14 protein-coding genes and 1 pseudogene are annotated in these 16,156 nt (G+C 64.9%); 5 read left to right on the top strand and 10 right to left on the bottom strand.

From position 1 onward, the window contains the following. Both SO180_RS39370 and SO180_RS39375 read left to right on the top strand, forming a co-directional pair. A partial coding sequence (locus tag SO180_RS39370; RefSeq protein WP_449384170.1) for an HpcH/HpaI aldolase/citrate lyase family protein occupies positions 1 to 721 on the top strand: 721 nt, incomplete at its 5' end. A gap of 12 nt (positions 722 to 733) precedes the next feature. Beyond that, positions 734 to 1,474 (top strand): IclR family transcriptional regulator, encoded by a 741-nt coding sequence (locus SO180_RS39375; RefSeq protein ID WP_449384171.1) that lies wholly within the window; start codon positions 734 to 736, stop codon positions 1,472 to 1,474. A 9-nt stretch (positions 1,475 to 1,483) separates the two neighbouring features. Here the strand turns inward: SO180_RS39375 and SO180_RS39380 are convergent, their stop codons facing one another. Both SO180_RS39380 and SO180_RS39385 read right to left on the bottom strand, forming a co-directional pair. Then, on the bottom strand, positions 1,484 to 1,927 hold the full coding sequence (locus tag SO180_RS39380) for a hypothetical protein (RefSeq protein ID WP_449384172.1): 444 nt from the start codon (positions 1,925 to 1,927) through the stop codon (positions 1,484 to 1,486). Positions 1,928 to 2,078: 151 nt separating this feature from the next. Then, the gene (locus SO180_RS39385; protein ID WP_449384173.1) at positions 2,079 to 2,882 is read right to left on the bottom strand and encodes a fumarylacetoacetate hydrolase family protein; all 804 of its coding nucleotides are present in this window, start codon (positions 2,880 to 2,882) and stop codon (positions 2,079 to 2,081) included. Here SO180_RS39385 and SO180_RS39390 point away from each other — a divergent pair. After that, a complete protein-coding gene (locus tag SO180_RS39390; RefSeq protein ID WP_449384174.1) occupies positions 2,881 to 4,566 on the top strand; it encodes a glycosyl hydrolase family 79 N-terminal domain-containing protein in 1,686 nt (561 codons plus the stop codon). The genes SO180_RS39385 and SO180_RS39390 overlap by 2 nt on opposite strands. A 20-nt stretch (positions 4,567 to 4,586) precedes the next feature. Here SO180_RS39390 and SO180_RS39395 read toward each other — a convergent pair whose 3' ends face one another. From SO180_RS39395 to SO180_RS39415, 5 genes are all read right to left on the bottom strand, one after another. Next, a complete protein-coding gene (locus tag SO180_RS39395; RefSeq protein WP_449384175.1) occupies positions 4,587 to 5,291 on the bottom strand; it encodes a GntR family transcriptional regulator in 705 nt (234 codons plus the stop codon). Positions 5,292 to 5,308: 17 nt separating this feature from the next. Next, the gene (locus SO180_RS39400) at positions 5,309 to 6,052 is read right to left on the bottom strand and encodes an aspartate/glutamate racemase family protein (protein WP_449384176.1); all 744 of its coding nucleotides are present in this window, start codon (positions 6,050 to 6,052) and stop codon (positions 5,309 to 5,311) included. Between the two features lie 9 nt (positions 6,053 to 6,061). Then, the gene (locus SO180_RS39405; protein ID WP_449384177.1) at positions 6,062 to 7,327 is read right to left on the bottom strand and encodes an NAD(P)/FAD-dependent oxidoreductase; all 1,266 of its coding nucleotides are present in this window, start codon (positions 7,325 to 7,327) and stop codon (positions 6,062 to 6,064) included. After that, positions 7,327 to 8,991 (bottom strand): thiamine pyrophosphate-binding protein, encoded by a 1,665-nt coding sequence (locus SO180_RS39410; RefSeq protein WP_449384178.1) that lies wholly within the window; start codon positions 8,989 to 8,991, stop codon positions 7,327 to 7,329. The genes SO180_RS39405 and SO180_RS39410 overlap by 1 nt, the downstream gene beginning before the upstream one ends. Positions 8,992 to 9,137: 146 nt before the next feature. Beyond that, on the bottom strand, positions 9,138 to 10,055 hold the full coding sequence (locus SO180_RS39415) for an NAD(P)-dependent oxidoreductase (protein ID WP_449384179.1): 918 nt from the start codon (positions 10,053 to 10,055) through the stop codon (positions 9,138 to 9,140). A 113-nt stretch (positions 10,056 to 10,168) separates the two neighbouring features. Here SO180_RS39415 and SO180_RS39420 point away from each other — a divergent pair. Next, positions 10,169 to 11,004: pseudogene (locus SO180_RS39420) on the top strand (transporter substrate-binding domain-containing protein). Between the two features lie 215 nt (positions 11,005 to 11,219). Here the strand turns inward: SO180_RS39420 and SO180_RS39425 are convergent. From SO180_RS39425 to SO180_RS39435, 3 genes are all read right to left on the bottom strand, one after another. Next, complete coding sequence (locus SO180_RS39425) at positions 11,220 to 11,648, bottom strand: universal stress protein (protein ID WP_449384180.1); 429 nt, start codon at positions 11,646 to 11,648, stop codon at positions 11,220 to 11,222. A gap of 506 nt (positions 11,649 to 12,154) precedes the next feature. Next, a complete protein-coding gene (locus tag SO180_RS39430) occupies positions 12,155 to 13,666 on the bottom strand; it encodes a carboxylesterase/lipase family protein (RefSeq protein ID WP_449384181.1) in 1,512 nt (503 codons plus the stop codon). A gap of 18 nt (positions 13,667 to 13,684) precedes the next feature. After that, positions 13,685 to 15,025: an MFS transporter gene (locus SO180_RS39435; RefSeq protein ID WP_449384182.1), complete on the bottom strand. Its 1,341-nt coding sequence runs from the start codon at positions 15,023 to 15,025 to the stop codon at positions 13,685 to 13,687. Positions 15,026 to 15,240: 215 nt separating this feature from the next. On the opposite strand from SO180_RS39435, the gene SO180_RS39440 reads away from it, so the two are divergent. After that, positions 15,241 to 15,897 carry a TetR family transcriptional regulator gene (locus SO180_RS39440; protein WP_449384183.1) on the top strand — a complete coding sequence of 219 codons (657 nt, stop codon included), beginning with the start codon at positions 15,241 to 15,243 and terminating at the stop codon, positions 15,895 to 15,897. Positions 15,898 to 16,156: the final 259 nt, after the last annotated feature.

Genomic DNA, 16,156 nt, shown 5'->3' on the forward strand with positions numbered 1-16,156 from the left:
GTTGACGCTCGCGATGCTTCAGGGTCGCCGCGGCCCGCATCAGCTCTATGTCCGCGTCAATGCGCTCGACGCCGGCATGACGCTCGTCGATCTCGCCGCGGTCATGCCGGGCGCGCCCGACGGCATCGTGCTGCCGAAATCACGCGGCGGCGACGACGTCCGGCAGGTGGCGCTGTGGCTCGACGCATTCGAGGCAGCGGCCGGCACCACGGTGGGCTCGACCCGCATCGTCTGCGTCGCGACTGAAACCGCTGGCTCGATCTTCGGCCTCGGCACCTACAGGGATTGCTCCCCCCGCCTCGCCGGCCTGATGTGGGGAGCCGAAGATCTCTCCGCCTCGCTCGGCGCCACTGAGAAAGCAAGCGGGGGCGTGTTCCATAGCCCCTATCGGCTGGCGCGCGATCTCTGCCTGATGGCGGCAGCCGCAGCGGAGGTCGCGCCGATCGACACCGTCTATACAGACATCGACAATCTCGCGGGTCTCGAGCAGGAGACGCGCGCCGCCCGGCGCGATGGGTTTTCCGCAAAGGCGCTGATTCACCCAAAACATGTCGACGTCGTCAACGCCGCTTTCACGCCGACCGACGCCGAGCGTACCTGGGCGGAGAAGGTGATCGCGGCCTTCGCCGACAATCCCAGTTCCGGCACGCTGCGCCTCGACGGCATGATGATCGACAAGCCGCATCTTCGCGCCGCGAAAAAGATCCTTGGCCTGCCTTAGGACCTGATCCCAATGATCGTTCGCCAAGCCGCCAACATCCTGGAGATCATGGAATTCTTCGCGCAGGCCAGGAAGCCTGCGACACTCGCGGAGATCGCCGATCATTTCGGCTGGCCGCGCTCGTCGACCTTCAACCTGCTCGCGACCCTGTCGGAGAAGGGCTATCTCTACGAGCCGCGACGTCGGGGCGGCTACTATCCGACGCCGCGCTGGCTGACACTGGCGCGGATGGTCTCGGAGGTCGAGCCGCTGCCGCCATGGGTGCATGCGCTGATCTCCGAGCTTTCGGCGGAGACCGGCGAGACCGCGTCCATCGTTGCGCCCTCGGGCGTCATGGCTGTTTTCATCGACGTTGTGGAATCGCAGGCCGCGATCCGCTACTTCGCGACGATCGGCCACCGCATTCCCATCCATGCGAGCGCCAGCGGCCGCGCGCTGCTGCTGCAATATTCCAAGGAAGAGCGCGACCAGCTCTATCGCAAGATCGAGTTCAGGCAGTATGGCGCGTCGACGCCGATCAGCATCGAGGCGGTCGAGGTGGAGCTGCGCAATTCGATTGCCCGCGGCTATTGCCAGAGCTTTGGCGATTACAGCCGCGACCTCGCGGGCGCCGCGATCCCGCTGCCGATCGGCGATCGGCGGCTCTCCGTCGTGGTCGCCGGACCGGAATTTCGCATCGGCCCCAAGGTGCCCGATGTTGCGGCGCTGATCGCAAGGACGGTCGACCGGCTTCGACCGAAGACCGCCGCGTGAGCCCTGACCTTAGTCGAACCCCTGAACGGGTGGCGTCGAAGTCTGCTGCGGCTGAGCAGGAGATGCCTGAACCGATGGATTGCTAGCCGGCCCGATTTGAGCGACACGGCCATTGGCTTCCATCGCCCGACTACTGGTGGGACCGGGAGCCGCTGAGCTGGGCGTCGGGGCCACTGGGGCGGGCGCTGGAGGTGCCGAACTCGGGACACGACTAGCTTCTCTGCGCGGCCGCTGCCGGCTCGTCGCCGAGCGAGAGCCGCGCAGGCCCCATGAGCGCGCGATGGAAGGACCAGCGGCGTAACCAACGAAGGCTCCAGCCACCGCACCGATCGGCCCGAGCACGACAGCACCGGAGACGGCTCCCAATGCCGCATCGCCTGCGCGTTCCTGCGCAACGGCGCCGGCGGGCACCAGCACGAGCATCGCGACCACGGCCATCAAGGATCTGTTCATCGGAGCGCCTCCCTCACGGGAGATCACTTCTTACGCAAATATGGCGGCAGGACGTTTGTTTATTGCCCAACACAGGGCAATCGACCGATGGAACTCCGGCAATCAGGAAACTTCCGCCGGGATGGTTGTGCCGACGGAGGCGGCTCAACTCTCAGACGATCTTGATCGACATATCCGGCAGGCCTTCGAGCTTGCATAGAAGCACGTCGCCCTTCACGACCGGGCCGACATTCTCCGGCGTGCCGGAATAGATGATGTCGCCCGCCTTCAGTTCGAAGGCTTTGGAGAGCTTTGCAATCTGCTCGGCGACGCTCCAGATCATCTTGCTGAGATCCGAACTCTGCCGCACGGTCCCGTTCACCGCCAGCGAAATCGCGCCCTTCTCGAAATGGCCGGTCTTGCTGGCCGGATGGATCGGGCCGATCACCGCCGCATGGTCAAAGCTCTTGCCGATCTCCCACGGCTTCTTCTCCGCGGCCATGCCGTTCTGAAGATCGCGCCGGGTCATGTCGAGGCCGAGCGCGTAGCCATAGACGTGATCGAGCGCCTTTTCCGGCGAGATGTTGCTGCCGCCGGATTTCAGCGCGGCAACGAGCTCGACCTCGTGATGATAGTTTTTGGTCAGCGACGGATAGGGATGCTCGGCGACCTCGCCGATCGCGACGTTCTGGATCGCATCGGTCGGCTTCTGGAAGAAGAACGGCGGCTCGCGGTTCGGATCCGAGCCGCGCTCGATCGCATGCGCGGCATAGTTGCGCCCAATGCAGTAGATGCGGCGAACCTGGAACACATCCGTCTCGCCGACGATCGGGATCGTCGTCATCGGCACCGGGAAAATCGGCTTCGGCCCCGCTTGCGCGGCGGCCGGCGCCGCCTCGGTCATGGTGGCGGCCGCCGTTGCCGCAGCCGCGGTCGCAAGCAGGTCGCGCCGCGAGGGTGAGGAGGTTTTTTTCATGTTTTATGCTCCTGTGGGGCAGTCAATTGGGCCGACCGATGGAATAGTGGATCAGGCCCCTCCCATCAACGCCCTTGACGCCGATGCGGCCGCGCACTTCTGGCAGACGTACGGTATGATCGATCCGGAAGACATCAGCGCAGGGGAGCACGACGTGCAACCTCCGCCGCGGCCCCGCCGGAACGGCGTCATCGCAACGCTGTTGCTCGTTATCGCGATATCCCCTGGAGCTGGCGCAAGAGCGCAGTCGCTCGAGCCCGCGCACATGACGGCAATCGGTACGATCGACGCTCGCTTTCAATCCTATAATGTCGAGATGGTCGAAGTGACGGGCGGGCGCTTCTGGAAGCCGTATTCACGCAGCCCGCGAGCAGACGCGCAGATCGCGCGCGATCGCTACAGCTACAGGTCACCGATCGATCTCGCCAACACGCGGCTGCGCAGGCTCGCCAGCGCTCTGGGCCCGGCGTATATGCGCATCAGCGGCACCTGGGCGAACGCGACGTTCTTTGCCGACGCCGACAACGCGCCGGCTGTACCGCCCTCCGGCTTCAACTCCGTACTGAACCGCGCACAGTGGCGCGGGGTCGTCGACTTTGCGCGCGCGGTGAATGCTGAGATCGTCACGTCGTTTGCCGTCAGTGCGGGCAGCCGCAACGCGGACGGACATTGGACGCCCGACCAGCCGCAACAGCTTCTCTCTTTCACGCAATCGCTCGGCAGCCGCATCGCGGCCGCCGAGTTGATGAACGAGCCGACGCTCGCGGCCACGAACGGCGCGCCCCCGGGCTATGACGCAAAGGCCTATGGCCACGACTTCGCGGTATTCCATTCATGGATGCGCCAGCATGCCCCTGACACGCTGATCGTCGGCCCCGGCTCCGTCGGCGACTCGTCCTCGCCGTCGGCAGGCGGTATCCAGACGCGCGATCTGCTCGCGGCTTCCCGACGAAGTCTCGATCGCTTCTCCTATCATCACTACAACACACTCTCGCCGCGCTGCGGCGTCCGGGATGATCCGGCGCGGGCGCTATCGCCAGGTTGGCTCGCGCGCACCGATCGCGCGCTCTCGATCTACCGCAGCCTGCGCGACGAATTCGCACCTAGCACGCCGATCTGGTTGACGGAGACGGCCGACGCCGCCTGCGGCGGCAATCGCTGGGACGCGACCCTCCTCGACACCTTCCGCTATCTCGACCAGCTCGGACGGCTCGCGCGGGCGGGTGTTCAAGTGGTGATGCACAACACGCTGGCCGCGAGCGACTACGGCCTGCTCGACGAGACGACGTTTCGGCCGCGGCCGAACTATTGGGGTGCGCTGCTGTGGCACCGGCTGATGGGAACGACCGTGCTCGACGTCGGCGCAACCAGCACGCCCGACCTTCACCTGTATGCGCATTGCCATCCCAGCACGAGCGGTGCCGTGTCCATCCTTGCGATCAACACGTCACGGAGCGGGTCGCGCAGGTTGCAGCTGCCGATCGCGTCGGAGCGCTACACGCTGGATGCGATGCGGCTACGAAGCTCGACCGCACGATTGAATGGGAGGATGCTCGCCCTCACTGCCAACGACGATCTACCCCCGCTCGAAGCGCACACGATGCCGGCCGGGACGATTTCCCTGGCGCCGAAAACCATCACCTTCCTGGTGATCCCGAATGCCGGCAATCCCGCCTGCCGATGAGGCGGGACCCATTCTCCCGGTCAGCGTTGCCCAAGCACGCTCGCCGCCGGCATGTAGATCTGCGCATAGCCTTCCTTGATCGCAGAAGTGATGCGATCGAGCCGCCGGTCGATGTGCTTTTCCAGCACGGAAACGCAACGCGCCTCATCGCGCGCCTTGAGGCCCTCGACGACGGCGCGGTGCTCGGCCTGCGTGTCGGAGCGGTTGACGCGGTCCATGTCGATCCAGCGCACGAAGCGGATGCGGGCGTTGACGTTGCGCAGCACGCGTAGCATCTCGGCATTGTTCGACATCGCCATCAGCCGCTCGTGAAAGGTCTCATCCAGCTCGACCAGTTCGACCGACGAACGTTCGCCGGGGTCTGGCCCCGTCGCTTCGAGGAACTTGAGCAGCGCGTCGATGTCCTCGTCCCCAGCGCGCTTGACGGCGAGACGGACCGAGGCGATCTCGATCGACTTGCGCAGCTCATAGAGATCGAAGATCTCGTGCGCGTCGAGCTCACGGCAAAAGAAGCCCTTGCCTGGCATGAAGCGCAGGAAGCCTTCAGTGTTCAGGCGATTGAGCGCTTCACGCAGCGGCGTGCGGCTGACGCCGAGCCGCTTTGCCAGCTCACCCTCGTTGAGCCGCTCGCCCGGCTTGAACTCGTAGCTCACGGCCATCGCCTTGAGTTGTTCATAGACGCGATCGACGATGCTGTCCGAGGCGAGTTCCAGATGCTTGTTCATGGGGAGCTTCTCGACCTCTAACCAAACCGGCGCGGCCGCAGTCCGGCATGAAACCACGTGATCATGGAATAGATATCATAAACAGGCAGGCCCACCTCCGCCTGCAATGCAGCAGCGTAAGGTGGCATGTTGGTGCATTCAAGCACGATGGCGCCGACATCAGGATGCTTTGCCACGAGCGCCTTGCCGGCGTCGACCACATCGCGCTCGGCTTCAGCGATATCCATGTCGTCCTTCTCGGCCTTGATCAGGACGCGGAAGAACTCCTTGCCGTTCTCGGTGCCGACCAGCGGCGTGTCCAGCGGCACGCCCACGCCTTCCAGATGGGCCGGCGACAGGGTCGAGCCCGACACCGTGACGAGGCCGACGCGCTTGCCAGGCGGCAAGGTTGCCTGCACCCACGGCACCTGCATCAGCGATGACGTCGCCACCGGCACGCCGACGGCGGCGGCAAGCTCCTTCTGAAACAGCGCGAGGAAGCCGCAATTGGTGGTGATGGCTTCGGCGCCAAGCCGCACCAGATCCTTCGCCGCGTCAATGAAGTCCGGCAGCAGCCCGGCCGCGCCCTTCAGCACGACCTTCTCCGGGCTCGCTCCGCTCACCACGCGATAGAGCACCGGGAACGGCCAGGTGGTGCCGTTGCCCATGTCGCCGGGAATACGGGGAAAGCGCGCTTCCAGCATCAGAATGCCGAGTGGCGCGCCATAGAGCGCCTTGCCGCCACGAGCGATGCGGGACGAGGAATTTTGCGGATAGGTCATGATGCTATCTCAGAGGAAGCGGCTGGGTGCGAACGGTTCAAGCGGAATCTCCGGCGCCTTGCTGCTGACGAGCTGCGCGACGAGGCGGCCGGTGCGCGCGGAGCCGACGAGGCCGATATGACCATGGCCGAACGCGTAGACGACATCGCGCGAGGCGCGGGCATAGCCGATGCAGGGACGGCCGTCCGGCATGCTCGGGCGGTGGCCGAACCACATCTTGATGCGTGAGGCCGGAATGTCCTTCGGCAGCTTCGGAAACATGCTGAAGAGATTGTCGCGCAGGATCTCGGCGCGGTTCCAGTTCGGCTCCGCGTCAAGCCCGGCGATCTCGACCGTGCCGGCGGCGCGCAGGCCCTTGTTGGTCCAGTTCACCACCATCTTGGCGTCGGAGGCCATCATCGAAGAGCGCGGCCCCGTCTCCGGATTCTCGATCATGACGTGATAGCCACGCTCGGTCTCGAGCGGCAGCCGATCGCCGATAGATGCGGTGAGCAGTCTTGAGCGCGCGCCTGCAGCGACCACGGCGGCATCGCAGGCGATCTCGCCGCTTTCGGTCAGAACGGCAATGAGCTTGCTGCCGTCGAGCCTGAGGCCCGTCGCCTTGGCGCGCACCAGTTTAGCGCCGCTGGCGAGCGCATGATTGGCAAGTGCCGCGACATAGGCGCCGGGATCGCGACAGCGTCCGGCCTCCTCGACCACCACACCGAATTCATAGCGTGGATCAAGCTCGGGCTCACGCTGGCGCATCTCGTCCGCAGAGAGCTCCAGCCATTCGACACCGACGCGCTTGCGGATGCGCCAGCCGAGGTCGCCATCGAAATTGGCGCGCGAAAGGAAGACATGCATCACACCGTTGCGTTCAATCAGCTCGGAAACGCCGGCCTCGTCCGCGAGCTTCTTGTGCAGAAGGGGCGCGTCCTTCAGGAGATCGCGCAACGCGACTGCCGTCTTCTCGACGCGCGACTCGCTCCAGCCGGAGAGCAGGTACTTGATCAGCCAGGGCAAAGCCTTCGGCAGGTAAGACCAGCGGATCGCGAGCGGACCGAGCGGGTCCATCAGATAGCCCGGCACCTTCTTCCAGATACCGGGCTCGGCCGGCGGGATCACCGAATGCGACGACAGCCAGCCGGCATTGCCATAGCTTGCCGCCTGCTCGCCGCCGGGCTCACCCGGATCGATCAGCGTGACGCGATGGCCCTCGCGCAGCGCCTCGATGGCGCTGATCACGCCGACCGCGCCGGCGCCGATGATGGCAACGTGGCGGCCAGTCGACATCAGCGCGAATTCTCCTGCGGCACAAAATCCTTGCCGACGGACAACGCGCGCTGATCGAAGATGCAGTGCAGGATCGCAGGCTTGCCCGACGCCAGCGCGCGCTCGAAGGCGGGCGCGAACTCTTCCGTGCGCTCGACGCGCTCGCCATGGCCGCCGAACGCCTTTGCGTACATCGCGAAGTCCGGATTCTTGAGCTGCGTGCCGACCACGCGGCCGGGATAGTCGCGTTCCTGATGCATGCGGATGGTGCCGTATTGCGCATTGTCGATCACGACGACGATCAGGGCTGCGTCGTACTGCACGGCGGTCGCAAACTCCTGGCCGTTCATCAGGAAGCATCCGTCCCCGGCAAACGCCACGACGACGCGATCCGGATGTTGCCGCTTGGCAAGCACGCCCGCCGGCACGCCGTAGCCCATCGAGCCCGAGGTCGGCGCAAGCTGCGCGGCAAAGGCGTGGAAGCGGTGATGGCGATGCAACCAACCGGCATAGTTGCCGGCTCCGTTGCACACGATCGCATCCTTCGGCAGCCGATCGCGCAGCCAGGTCATGACACGTCCGTACTGGAACGAACCCGGCAGCTCGCGCGCGGTCTCGGTCCAGGAAATATAGTCTGCATGCGCCTTGGCTGCTTCGCCCTCCCAGGCCGGCGTCGCCGCGGGCTTCAGCGTCTCGACGGCGGCTGCGAACGCAGCAGGCGTGGCCTGCATCGCGAGCGTGGGCTGATAGACGCGGCCGAGCTCTTCCGAACCTGGATGAACGTGGATCAGCTTCTGGTTCGGCACGGGAATGTCGAACAGCGAGTAGGACGAAGACGGCATCTCCGACATGCGGCCACCGATCAGCAGGATGACATCCGCGCCGGTAATGCGCGCCTTCAGGCTCGGGCTCGGGCCGATGCCGAGATCGCCGGCATAGTGGGAATGATCAGCGTCGATCAGCGACGCCCGGCGGAACGAGGTTGCGACCGGCAGATCGAACCGCTCGGCGAAGCGCGCGATGCCCTTGGCCGCTTCCGCGGTCCAGCCGGAGCCACCGAGAACGACGAGCGGCGCCTTTGCGCCGGCAAGCATCGAAGTCAGCCGTTCGAGATCGGCCGGCGCCGGCCAGCTCACGACAGGCTCGACGCGCGGCGCGTCGGCAACCGCCGCCGTCTCGGTCAGCATGTTCTCCGGCAGCGCGATCACGACGGGACCGGGGCGGCCCTGCATCGCAACGCGGAACGCGCGCGCGACGAGCTCGGGAATGCGATCGGGACGATCGATCTCGACGGCCCACTTCGCCATGGTGCCGAACACCGCTTTGTAGTCGAGCTCCTGAAACGCCTCGCGCTCGCGCATGCCGGTGTCGACCTGACCAACGAAGAGGATCATCGGCGTGGAATCCTGCATTGCGATGTGGACACCATGGCTGGCATTGGTCGCGCCGGGACCGCGGGTGACGAAGCAGATGCCCGGGCGGCCCGTGAGCTTGCCATAGGCTTCCGCCATCATCGCGGCGCCACCTTCGGCACGGCAGATCATCACGTCGATCGGGCTGTCATGCAGCGCATCCAGCGCGGCGAGATAGCTCTCGCCCGGCACGCAGGTGACGCGTTCGATGCCCTGCGCAACCAGCTGGTCGATCAGGATCTGGCCTCCGGTGCGGGCGTTACGAATGGTCATGACAGCTCCCTGAAAGTCTTTGGCGATGCGCTTGAGCGCGCGCCAGTTATGTTCCGAGGTGGCGTAGGACAGGCGGACAGAGCACGCAAGATCGAAAGGCTTCTCATATCCTGCGCAGACATCATGCCCGTCCCCGATGTTTGCAACTATCGGCCGCTCGCGATGATGCGGCGGCAATGATCGAGCGCCGCACCGATCAAATTGTCGCTCGCCTCCGGCGTACGGAACGCCGAATGCGCCGACAGCGTCACGTTCGGAAGCTTGGTCAGCGGATGGCCTGCCGGCAGCGGCTCGACCGTGAAGACGTCGAGGCCGGCATGCCCGATGTGGCCCGAGCGCAGCGCCGCGATCATCGCGTCCTCATCGACCACCGCGCCGCGCGCCGTGTTGATCAGGATGCTCCCTGGACGCATCATCGCGATGCGCTCGCGGGAGAGGAATCCTTTGGTCTCGTCGTTGAGCAGCAGATGCAGCGAGACGACGTGGCTCTCCGCCAGCAGCTTCTCCAGCGTGACGAAGTCGACACCCGGATGCGTCTTCGGCGTCCGGTTCCAGGCGATCACCTTCATGCCGCAGCCGAGCGCCATGCGCGCGGCTTCGGCGGCGATGCCGCCAAAGCCGATCAGACCGAGCGTCTTGCCGGTGAGCTGGAGCGCGTCGCGGCGCAGCCAGTTGCCCTCGCGCATGCCGCGATCCATCTCGCCAAACCCTTTTGCGGAGGCCCACATCAGCGCGATCGCGCATTCGGCGACCGCGGTGTCGCCGTAGCCCTTGATGGTGTGGACGGCGATGCCGTGCTGGCCAAGCTCGTCCGGATTCATGTAGCTGCGCGCTCCGGTGCCGAGGAAGACGACGTGCTTCAGAGCCGCACACTTCGCGGCGATCGCCGTCGGCACCGCGGTGTGATCGACGATCATGATCTCCACGCCGTCCAAGAGCAGCGGCAGGTCGTCGGGCGAAATCGCGGGGTCGCGGTTGATGCCGACCGGGAGGCTATCCTTGCGCAGCAGCTTTTCGGTTACGGCGGCAAGCGTGTCGTTGGCATCGACGAACAGGGCACGCATTGGCTGAGCTTTCTCTTTCCGGGCTAAAAATACAGTATTGCATTTTAAGCTGAATACAGAAATAGTCCAGAAGCCGGGGTTGGATGTCAGGGTAACTGCCCAGGAGAACTGCCATGAATCGCAGGGACGCACTCACCACCGTCGCCCTCGCCGGCGCTGCGATGGCCGCAGCCACCTCGGGCAGGGCCGACACGGCACCAAGCTCCACCCTCGACCGTATCAAGAAGAACGGCGCGCTGCGCATCGCGGTCATTGCCGGCCAGGATCCCTATTTCCACAAGGACCTCGCCAACAATCAATGGTCGGGCGCCTGCATCGACATGGCGAACGACATCGCAGGCAAGCTCGGCGCCAAGGTCGAGACGCTGGAATCGACCTGGGGCAACCAGATCCTCGATCTCCAGGCCGAGAAGATCGATCTTGCCTTTGCCGTGAACCCGACGCCCGAGCGCGCACTGGTCATCGACTTCTCCTCGCCCATCCTGGTGCACTCCTTCACCGTCATCACCAGGAAGGGTTTTGGCAAGCCGCAGACCTGGGCAGAAATCAACAAGCCCGAGGTCAAGATCGCCGTCGACATCGGCTCGACGCACGAGACGATCGCGCGGCGTTATTGCCCGAAGGCGACGATCCTCGGCTTCAAGGAACGCAACGAGGCGATCCTCGCCGTGTCCACTGGACGGGCGGACTGCAACATATCACTCGCCGTGCTTTCGGTTGCGACGTTGAAGAAGAACCCGACGCTCGGCGAGCTCGCAGTGCCACGGCCGTTGCTCACACTGCCGACCAATCTCGGCATCCGCGCTGAGGCCGATCGGCGCTACAAGGATTTTCTCAGCGCCTGGGCCGACTACAACCGCGCGCTGGGCCAGACCCGCGAATGGCTGCTCAAGGCTTTTGAACCGTCGGCCTCACCGCGGAGGACATCCCCGGCGAAATTCAATTCTGACAGCCGCCTCGTGTGGCAGCAGAAGCGCGCCGACCAGCCGGGTCGATGAGATCGACGCGCGAGCCGGCCTACCGCTGCGTTCCCTCCCCCATTGCCTGGGAGCGGCTAGAGAGAGGGTGCCACACGGCACACTCTCTCGATTGAGTGCGCGACGCTTGCGCGTGGCCAAGCCAAAATCGGGCAGGTTGATGACCCATCGCGTAGGCTCTGCGCGCTCACTGACAAACGAGCACGGGGATTCTCGCCTGCGTCAGCACCTTGTTAGTCACGCTGCCGATCAGAAGCATGGAAAGCCCACTGCGGCCATGCGATGACATGACGATGAGATCGCAGCCCTTGTCCTCAGCTGCGGCGATGATGGCTTGATGGGGATGCCCGCTCTCCACTTGAATCGTCTCGCAAGAAACGCCAGCCGTTTTGGCCGCATTTGCCGCGCGATCCAATACGCTCCTGGCCTGTTCCTTGCGCAGCTCGGCATATGTCGCGACGGCTTCAAGGAACCGCCCTGTCAGTTCTGAAAACGGTTCCACGACGAAGATCACGGATACCTTGGCTCCAAGGGATTTCGCCAGCGCCAACCCACGCGCCACCCCATGCTCCGCCAGCTCCGACCCATCTGTCGGAATCAGAATATGCCGGTACATGCCTCACCTCCCGATTGTCCGAACCATCCCTGCCTTCTGCAGGTTGAGCCCGCGTTCCGGATACCGTCTTGAGATAAATCAATCTATTGCGCGGTGCGGACGGCCGAGCGGCTGGACCGTGCAACGAATTGCAGTCAGCCAGGTTGATTGTGATCGCAAGTTCCGGATTGGAGCAACGTCATGTCGATGACCAAGGTTCCTGCAGCGCTTCTCGTGATTGGTGCGATATCGCTCGGAGCACCCGCAATGGCTGCCCCGATCACACCCTTATCCACGAGCGCCAAGCCGATGGTGCAGGAGAGTGACGTGGTCCAGGTGCGCTGGCACTGGGGCCGTTGGCACGGCGGAAGCTATCGGTGCTCCCCCTATTGTCGTTGGGGCGGTTAGTACTACTGCATTTCTCGTGCGAAGGCCCGTTGTGAATGCGGGGCCACCTTACGTGATCGCGGATCTCGCTTCCGCCTTCGCTCGCTGAACTATCCAAGCTACGAGGCAGGGCGATCTGTTCAACCTGCCTGCATCATTGTGTTGTCGGTGGCCGGGGCGGATCGCCCCTCAAGCTCCGCCCACAGGCGGAAGCGCTCGTCCACGTTGAGGCGAGCTATCTGGAACGGCCGGTCGAAGATGGCGAGAGATTCCTTGCCGAGTTCGAACCGCGGCCAGACGTCGCTTGTTTCAGGCGCACCGGTCGCGATGAAGCGCAGCATGGCGGCCTGAAGGCGCGTGGCGACCTCGATATCGCCAGGTGTCATCGGGCCACCCTTGCGCCGGAGGATGGGGCGATCGACGAAGTCAGGAAAGTGCGCCCAGACGCAGGCATTGTCCGCGCCGTGGGTCGGCCCTTGCGACAGGAAAGGCTCCAGCGCGGGACGATGGTCGAACCGGTTCAGCCAGACAGCACCACCGGCCGCACTCTGATGGCGCGCAATCACGGCTAGCGGTCGATGCCAGAATGCATCCGACAGCAGCGCCTCGTAAGGATCTTCATCGGGACGCGCCGTCGCGCGATAGCAGCCGAGCAGGCGCTCGAAGCCGGCATCGCCAAAGGACGCGCGGACGTGCCGCTCGGTGACGCGGATCATTGCGGCGGGCGGCGTGCTCTTCAGGAACATCGCCATCTCGTCGCGGCAGGAGCCGAGCCAGAGCGGGACATCGCGCAGCGCGCCATCGGCGATCGCCGAGATCGGATCGCGCGGGATCACCACACCGTCCAGCACCGGACCGAACACGGTCCCGGCTTCCGTTTCATCCGCCAGCCTGCGACCAACGCTCTCCACCGCTGCGAAGAGCTGAGGCAGCGGCACCGTCGCGATGGCGCTCGCATCGTTTTCGATCTTGAGCTCTGCGATCACCCGCCGCGTCACCTCATCGGCATGCGCTGGGTTCATGATGCCACGGCCCGGTGCACTGAAGGCAATGGCCTGCGCGAACTTGCCCTGCGCCTGAGGCAGGGTGGCCAGCGCGATCACCATCGACGCGCCGGCGGACTGGCCGAACAGCGTCACCGCATCGGGATCACCGCCGAAATTCGCGATGTTCGCACGCACCCAGTCGAGCGCAGCGAGCGCATCGGACATTGCGAGATTGTTGGCCTCCGACAGCCTACCACCGAAGCGATGCAGTTGCAGGAAACCGAGCGGACCGAGCCGGTAGTTGATGGTGACGATGATGGCCGGCCCTTGCGCGGCGAGGAAGCCGCCATCATAGTCGGCGCCGCCGCCGGTGACGAAGGCGCCGCCATGGATGAAGAACAGCACCGGCAATGGTCGATAGGCCGCCGCCGGTGCAAAGATGTTCAGGCTGAGACAGGTGGGCTCGTTCGCATGATCGAGATGACCGGGCTGCGGCGCGTAGGCGCCGTAGGCCGTACAGGCGATCGGCTCCGACCACGCGCGCGGCGGCACTGCTTTCGCAAAGCGCCGTGCGGTCGCATAGGGCACGCCCCTGAAGGCGCGCACCCCGCCCTGTTCGAGGCCGATGACCGCCCCGCTCGTGGTCGAAACTGCCTGCGTCAGCATGTGAACCTCACCTCTGCTCTAACCGCGCCGCTTTCCGAGATCGGCGATATCGACCGTGTGCGTCTCGCGCGCCGTCGCAGCGGCCGCGGCCGAGATCACGCAACAGGCGCCGACGAAGATCGCGACCGGGATCCACCCGTTCGGCCCCTCGCCGACCAGGCTGGCGCTCACCAGCGGCGTGAAACCCGCGGCGAGGAAGCCGAGCTGCGTGCCGATCGCGGTGCCGGAATAACGCACGCGCGCCTCGAACATCTCCGCATAGAACGACGGCCAGATCGCGTTCGGGGCGGCATAGACGACGCCGGAAAGGATCATCGCGGCCGCGAAGATCGCGATCGTGTTGCCCGATGTCACCAGCATGAAATAGGGGAACAGCAGCACCGCGCAACCGAGCACGCCGCCGATGAACACCGGCTTGCGGCCGATCCTGTCGGCGAGCAACGCCCACAGCGGCTGGGTGATCAGCGCGGTGACGTTGCCGAGCACGCCGGCCCAGAGCATGGTCGGGCGCGCCACGCCGAACTTGCTGGTAGCGTAGCCAAGTGCGAACACGGCGGTCATGGTGCTGACGGTGGCGATCAGCGCGCAGACGATCACGCGAAGCACGTCGGGCCAGTAGTCGCGGAGCAGCGCGATCACGGGGAAGCGTGCGACCTGCGCCTTGTCCTTGATGTCTTCGAAGACCGGCGTCTCCGGCATGGTCCGCCGCACGAGATAGGCGACCAGCAGCACCAGCGCGGAAAGCAGGAACGGAATGCGCCAGCCCCAGCTCATCAGCTGATCTTCCGGCAAGCTCGAAACCGGGATGAACACCAGCGTTGCCAGGATCGCGCCCGCCTGCGTGCCGCTCAGCGTCCAGCTCGTGAAGAAGGCGCGGTTGGAGTTGGCGGAATGCTCGAGCGTCAGAGAGTTGGCCCCGCTCTGCTCGCCCGCGGCCGACAGGCCCTGCAACAGCCGCAGCAGGGTCAGGATGATCGGCGCGGCATTGCCGATCGCCTTCGCATCCGGCAACAGCCCGATCGCGAGCGTCGAGCCGCCCATCAGGACGAGCGTGAACAAGAGCACCGTCTTGCGCCCGATGCGGTCGCCGAAATGGCCGAGGATGACGGCGCCGACCGGACGCGCGATATAGCCAATGCCGAAGGAAAGCAGAGCGAGCAGTGTCGCCGTCGAGGGATCGACATTGGCGAAGAACACTTTTGGAAAGATCAGCGCGGCGGCAGTGCCGTAGATGAAGAAATCGTAGTATTCGAGCATGCTGCCGACGAAGCTGACGAGCGCGGCGCGCTTCGGCAGCCTGGTCTGCGCGGCTTCCTTTGCGACGGGCGCGTTCAGCGATGCGGTTGACGTCAACGTCATGAAAATCCTCCCCGTGTGATGTGCGGCAGATCCCGCGTCATTGCCGGCGACCACGTTGGGTTGCGCCGGAGCTGCGGTGACTTGCCGTCACCCTCTTTCCCTCATAATGTACGAACTAGTACGTTTACGCAAGGCCGCATCGAAGCCGTGCCCGGAGTTGCGAAATTTGCCTTCACCTTCAGGGTGATCCATACGACTTGGCGGGAGAAACAGTGATGCTGAAGCGCATGCCCCCCGCCCATAAGCGCACCAACGACCCCGAGCGCACCAAGCGCGACATCATCGAGGTGGCGACGCAGGAATTCGCCTCCGAGGGCTATTCCGGCGCGCGGGTCGACGCGATCGCGGCGCGGACCCGCACCTCCAAGCGGATGATCTATTACTACTTTGGCGGCAAGGAGCAGCTCTATCTCGCGGTGCTGGCGGAAGCCTATCGCAACATCCGCGCGCTGGAGGACCAGCTCGACATCCAGCGCTGCGACGCGCGCGAGGGCTTGCGGCGGCTGATCGAGGCGACCTTCGACCACGACGAGCGCAATCCGAACTTCATCCGCCTCGTCAGCATCGAGAACATCCATCATGGCAAGCATCTGAAGCAGAATCCGCAACTGCGCCAGCTCAACGCCAGCGTGATCGCGACGCTCGATGGCATCCTCGCCCGCGGCCGCAAGGAAGGCGTCTTCCGCAACGACGTCGACGCCGTCGACCTGCATCTTGCCATCAGTTCCTACTGCTTCTTCCGCGTCGCCAACCGCCACACCTTCGGCGCCCTGTTCGACCGCGACCTGAGCGAGCCGAAAGTGCTGGCCAAGAGCCGGACGCAAATCGTGGAGATGATCTTGGCGTGGCTGGGGGCGAAGGCGAGCGAATAGCAAGGCGGCCTGGCCGCCCGTTCGGACGGCTCGCGTCGGGTCGCGAGAGCTTCCAAATCCCAACTGTCACTCCCCGCCACCGGGTCTCGCCTTCGGCGAGCCCGATAAAGGCTTTGGCAGGGAAACTGGGGCGCGTACTCATAGCCTACGCCGCAATCGGGACGCGTATCAGGTCCGAGAAAGGCCGATTCCGTTGAAAAAGGGCGGCAGTAATCCGATGTATTGGCGTCAGCGGCGATGCGGCCGAGCGGCTGTGTCG

It is taken from the genome of Bradyrhizobium sp. UFLA05-112 (assembly GCF_053572325.1).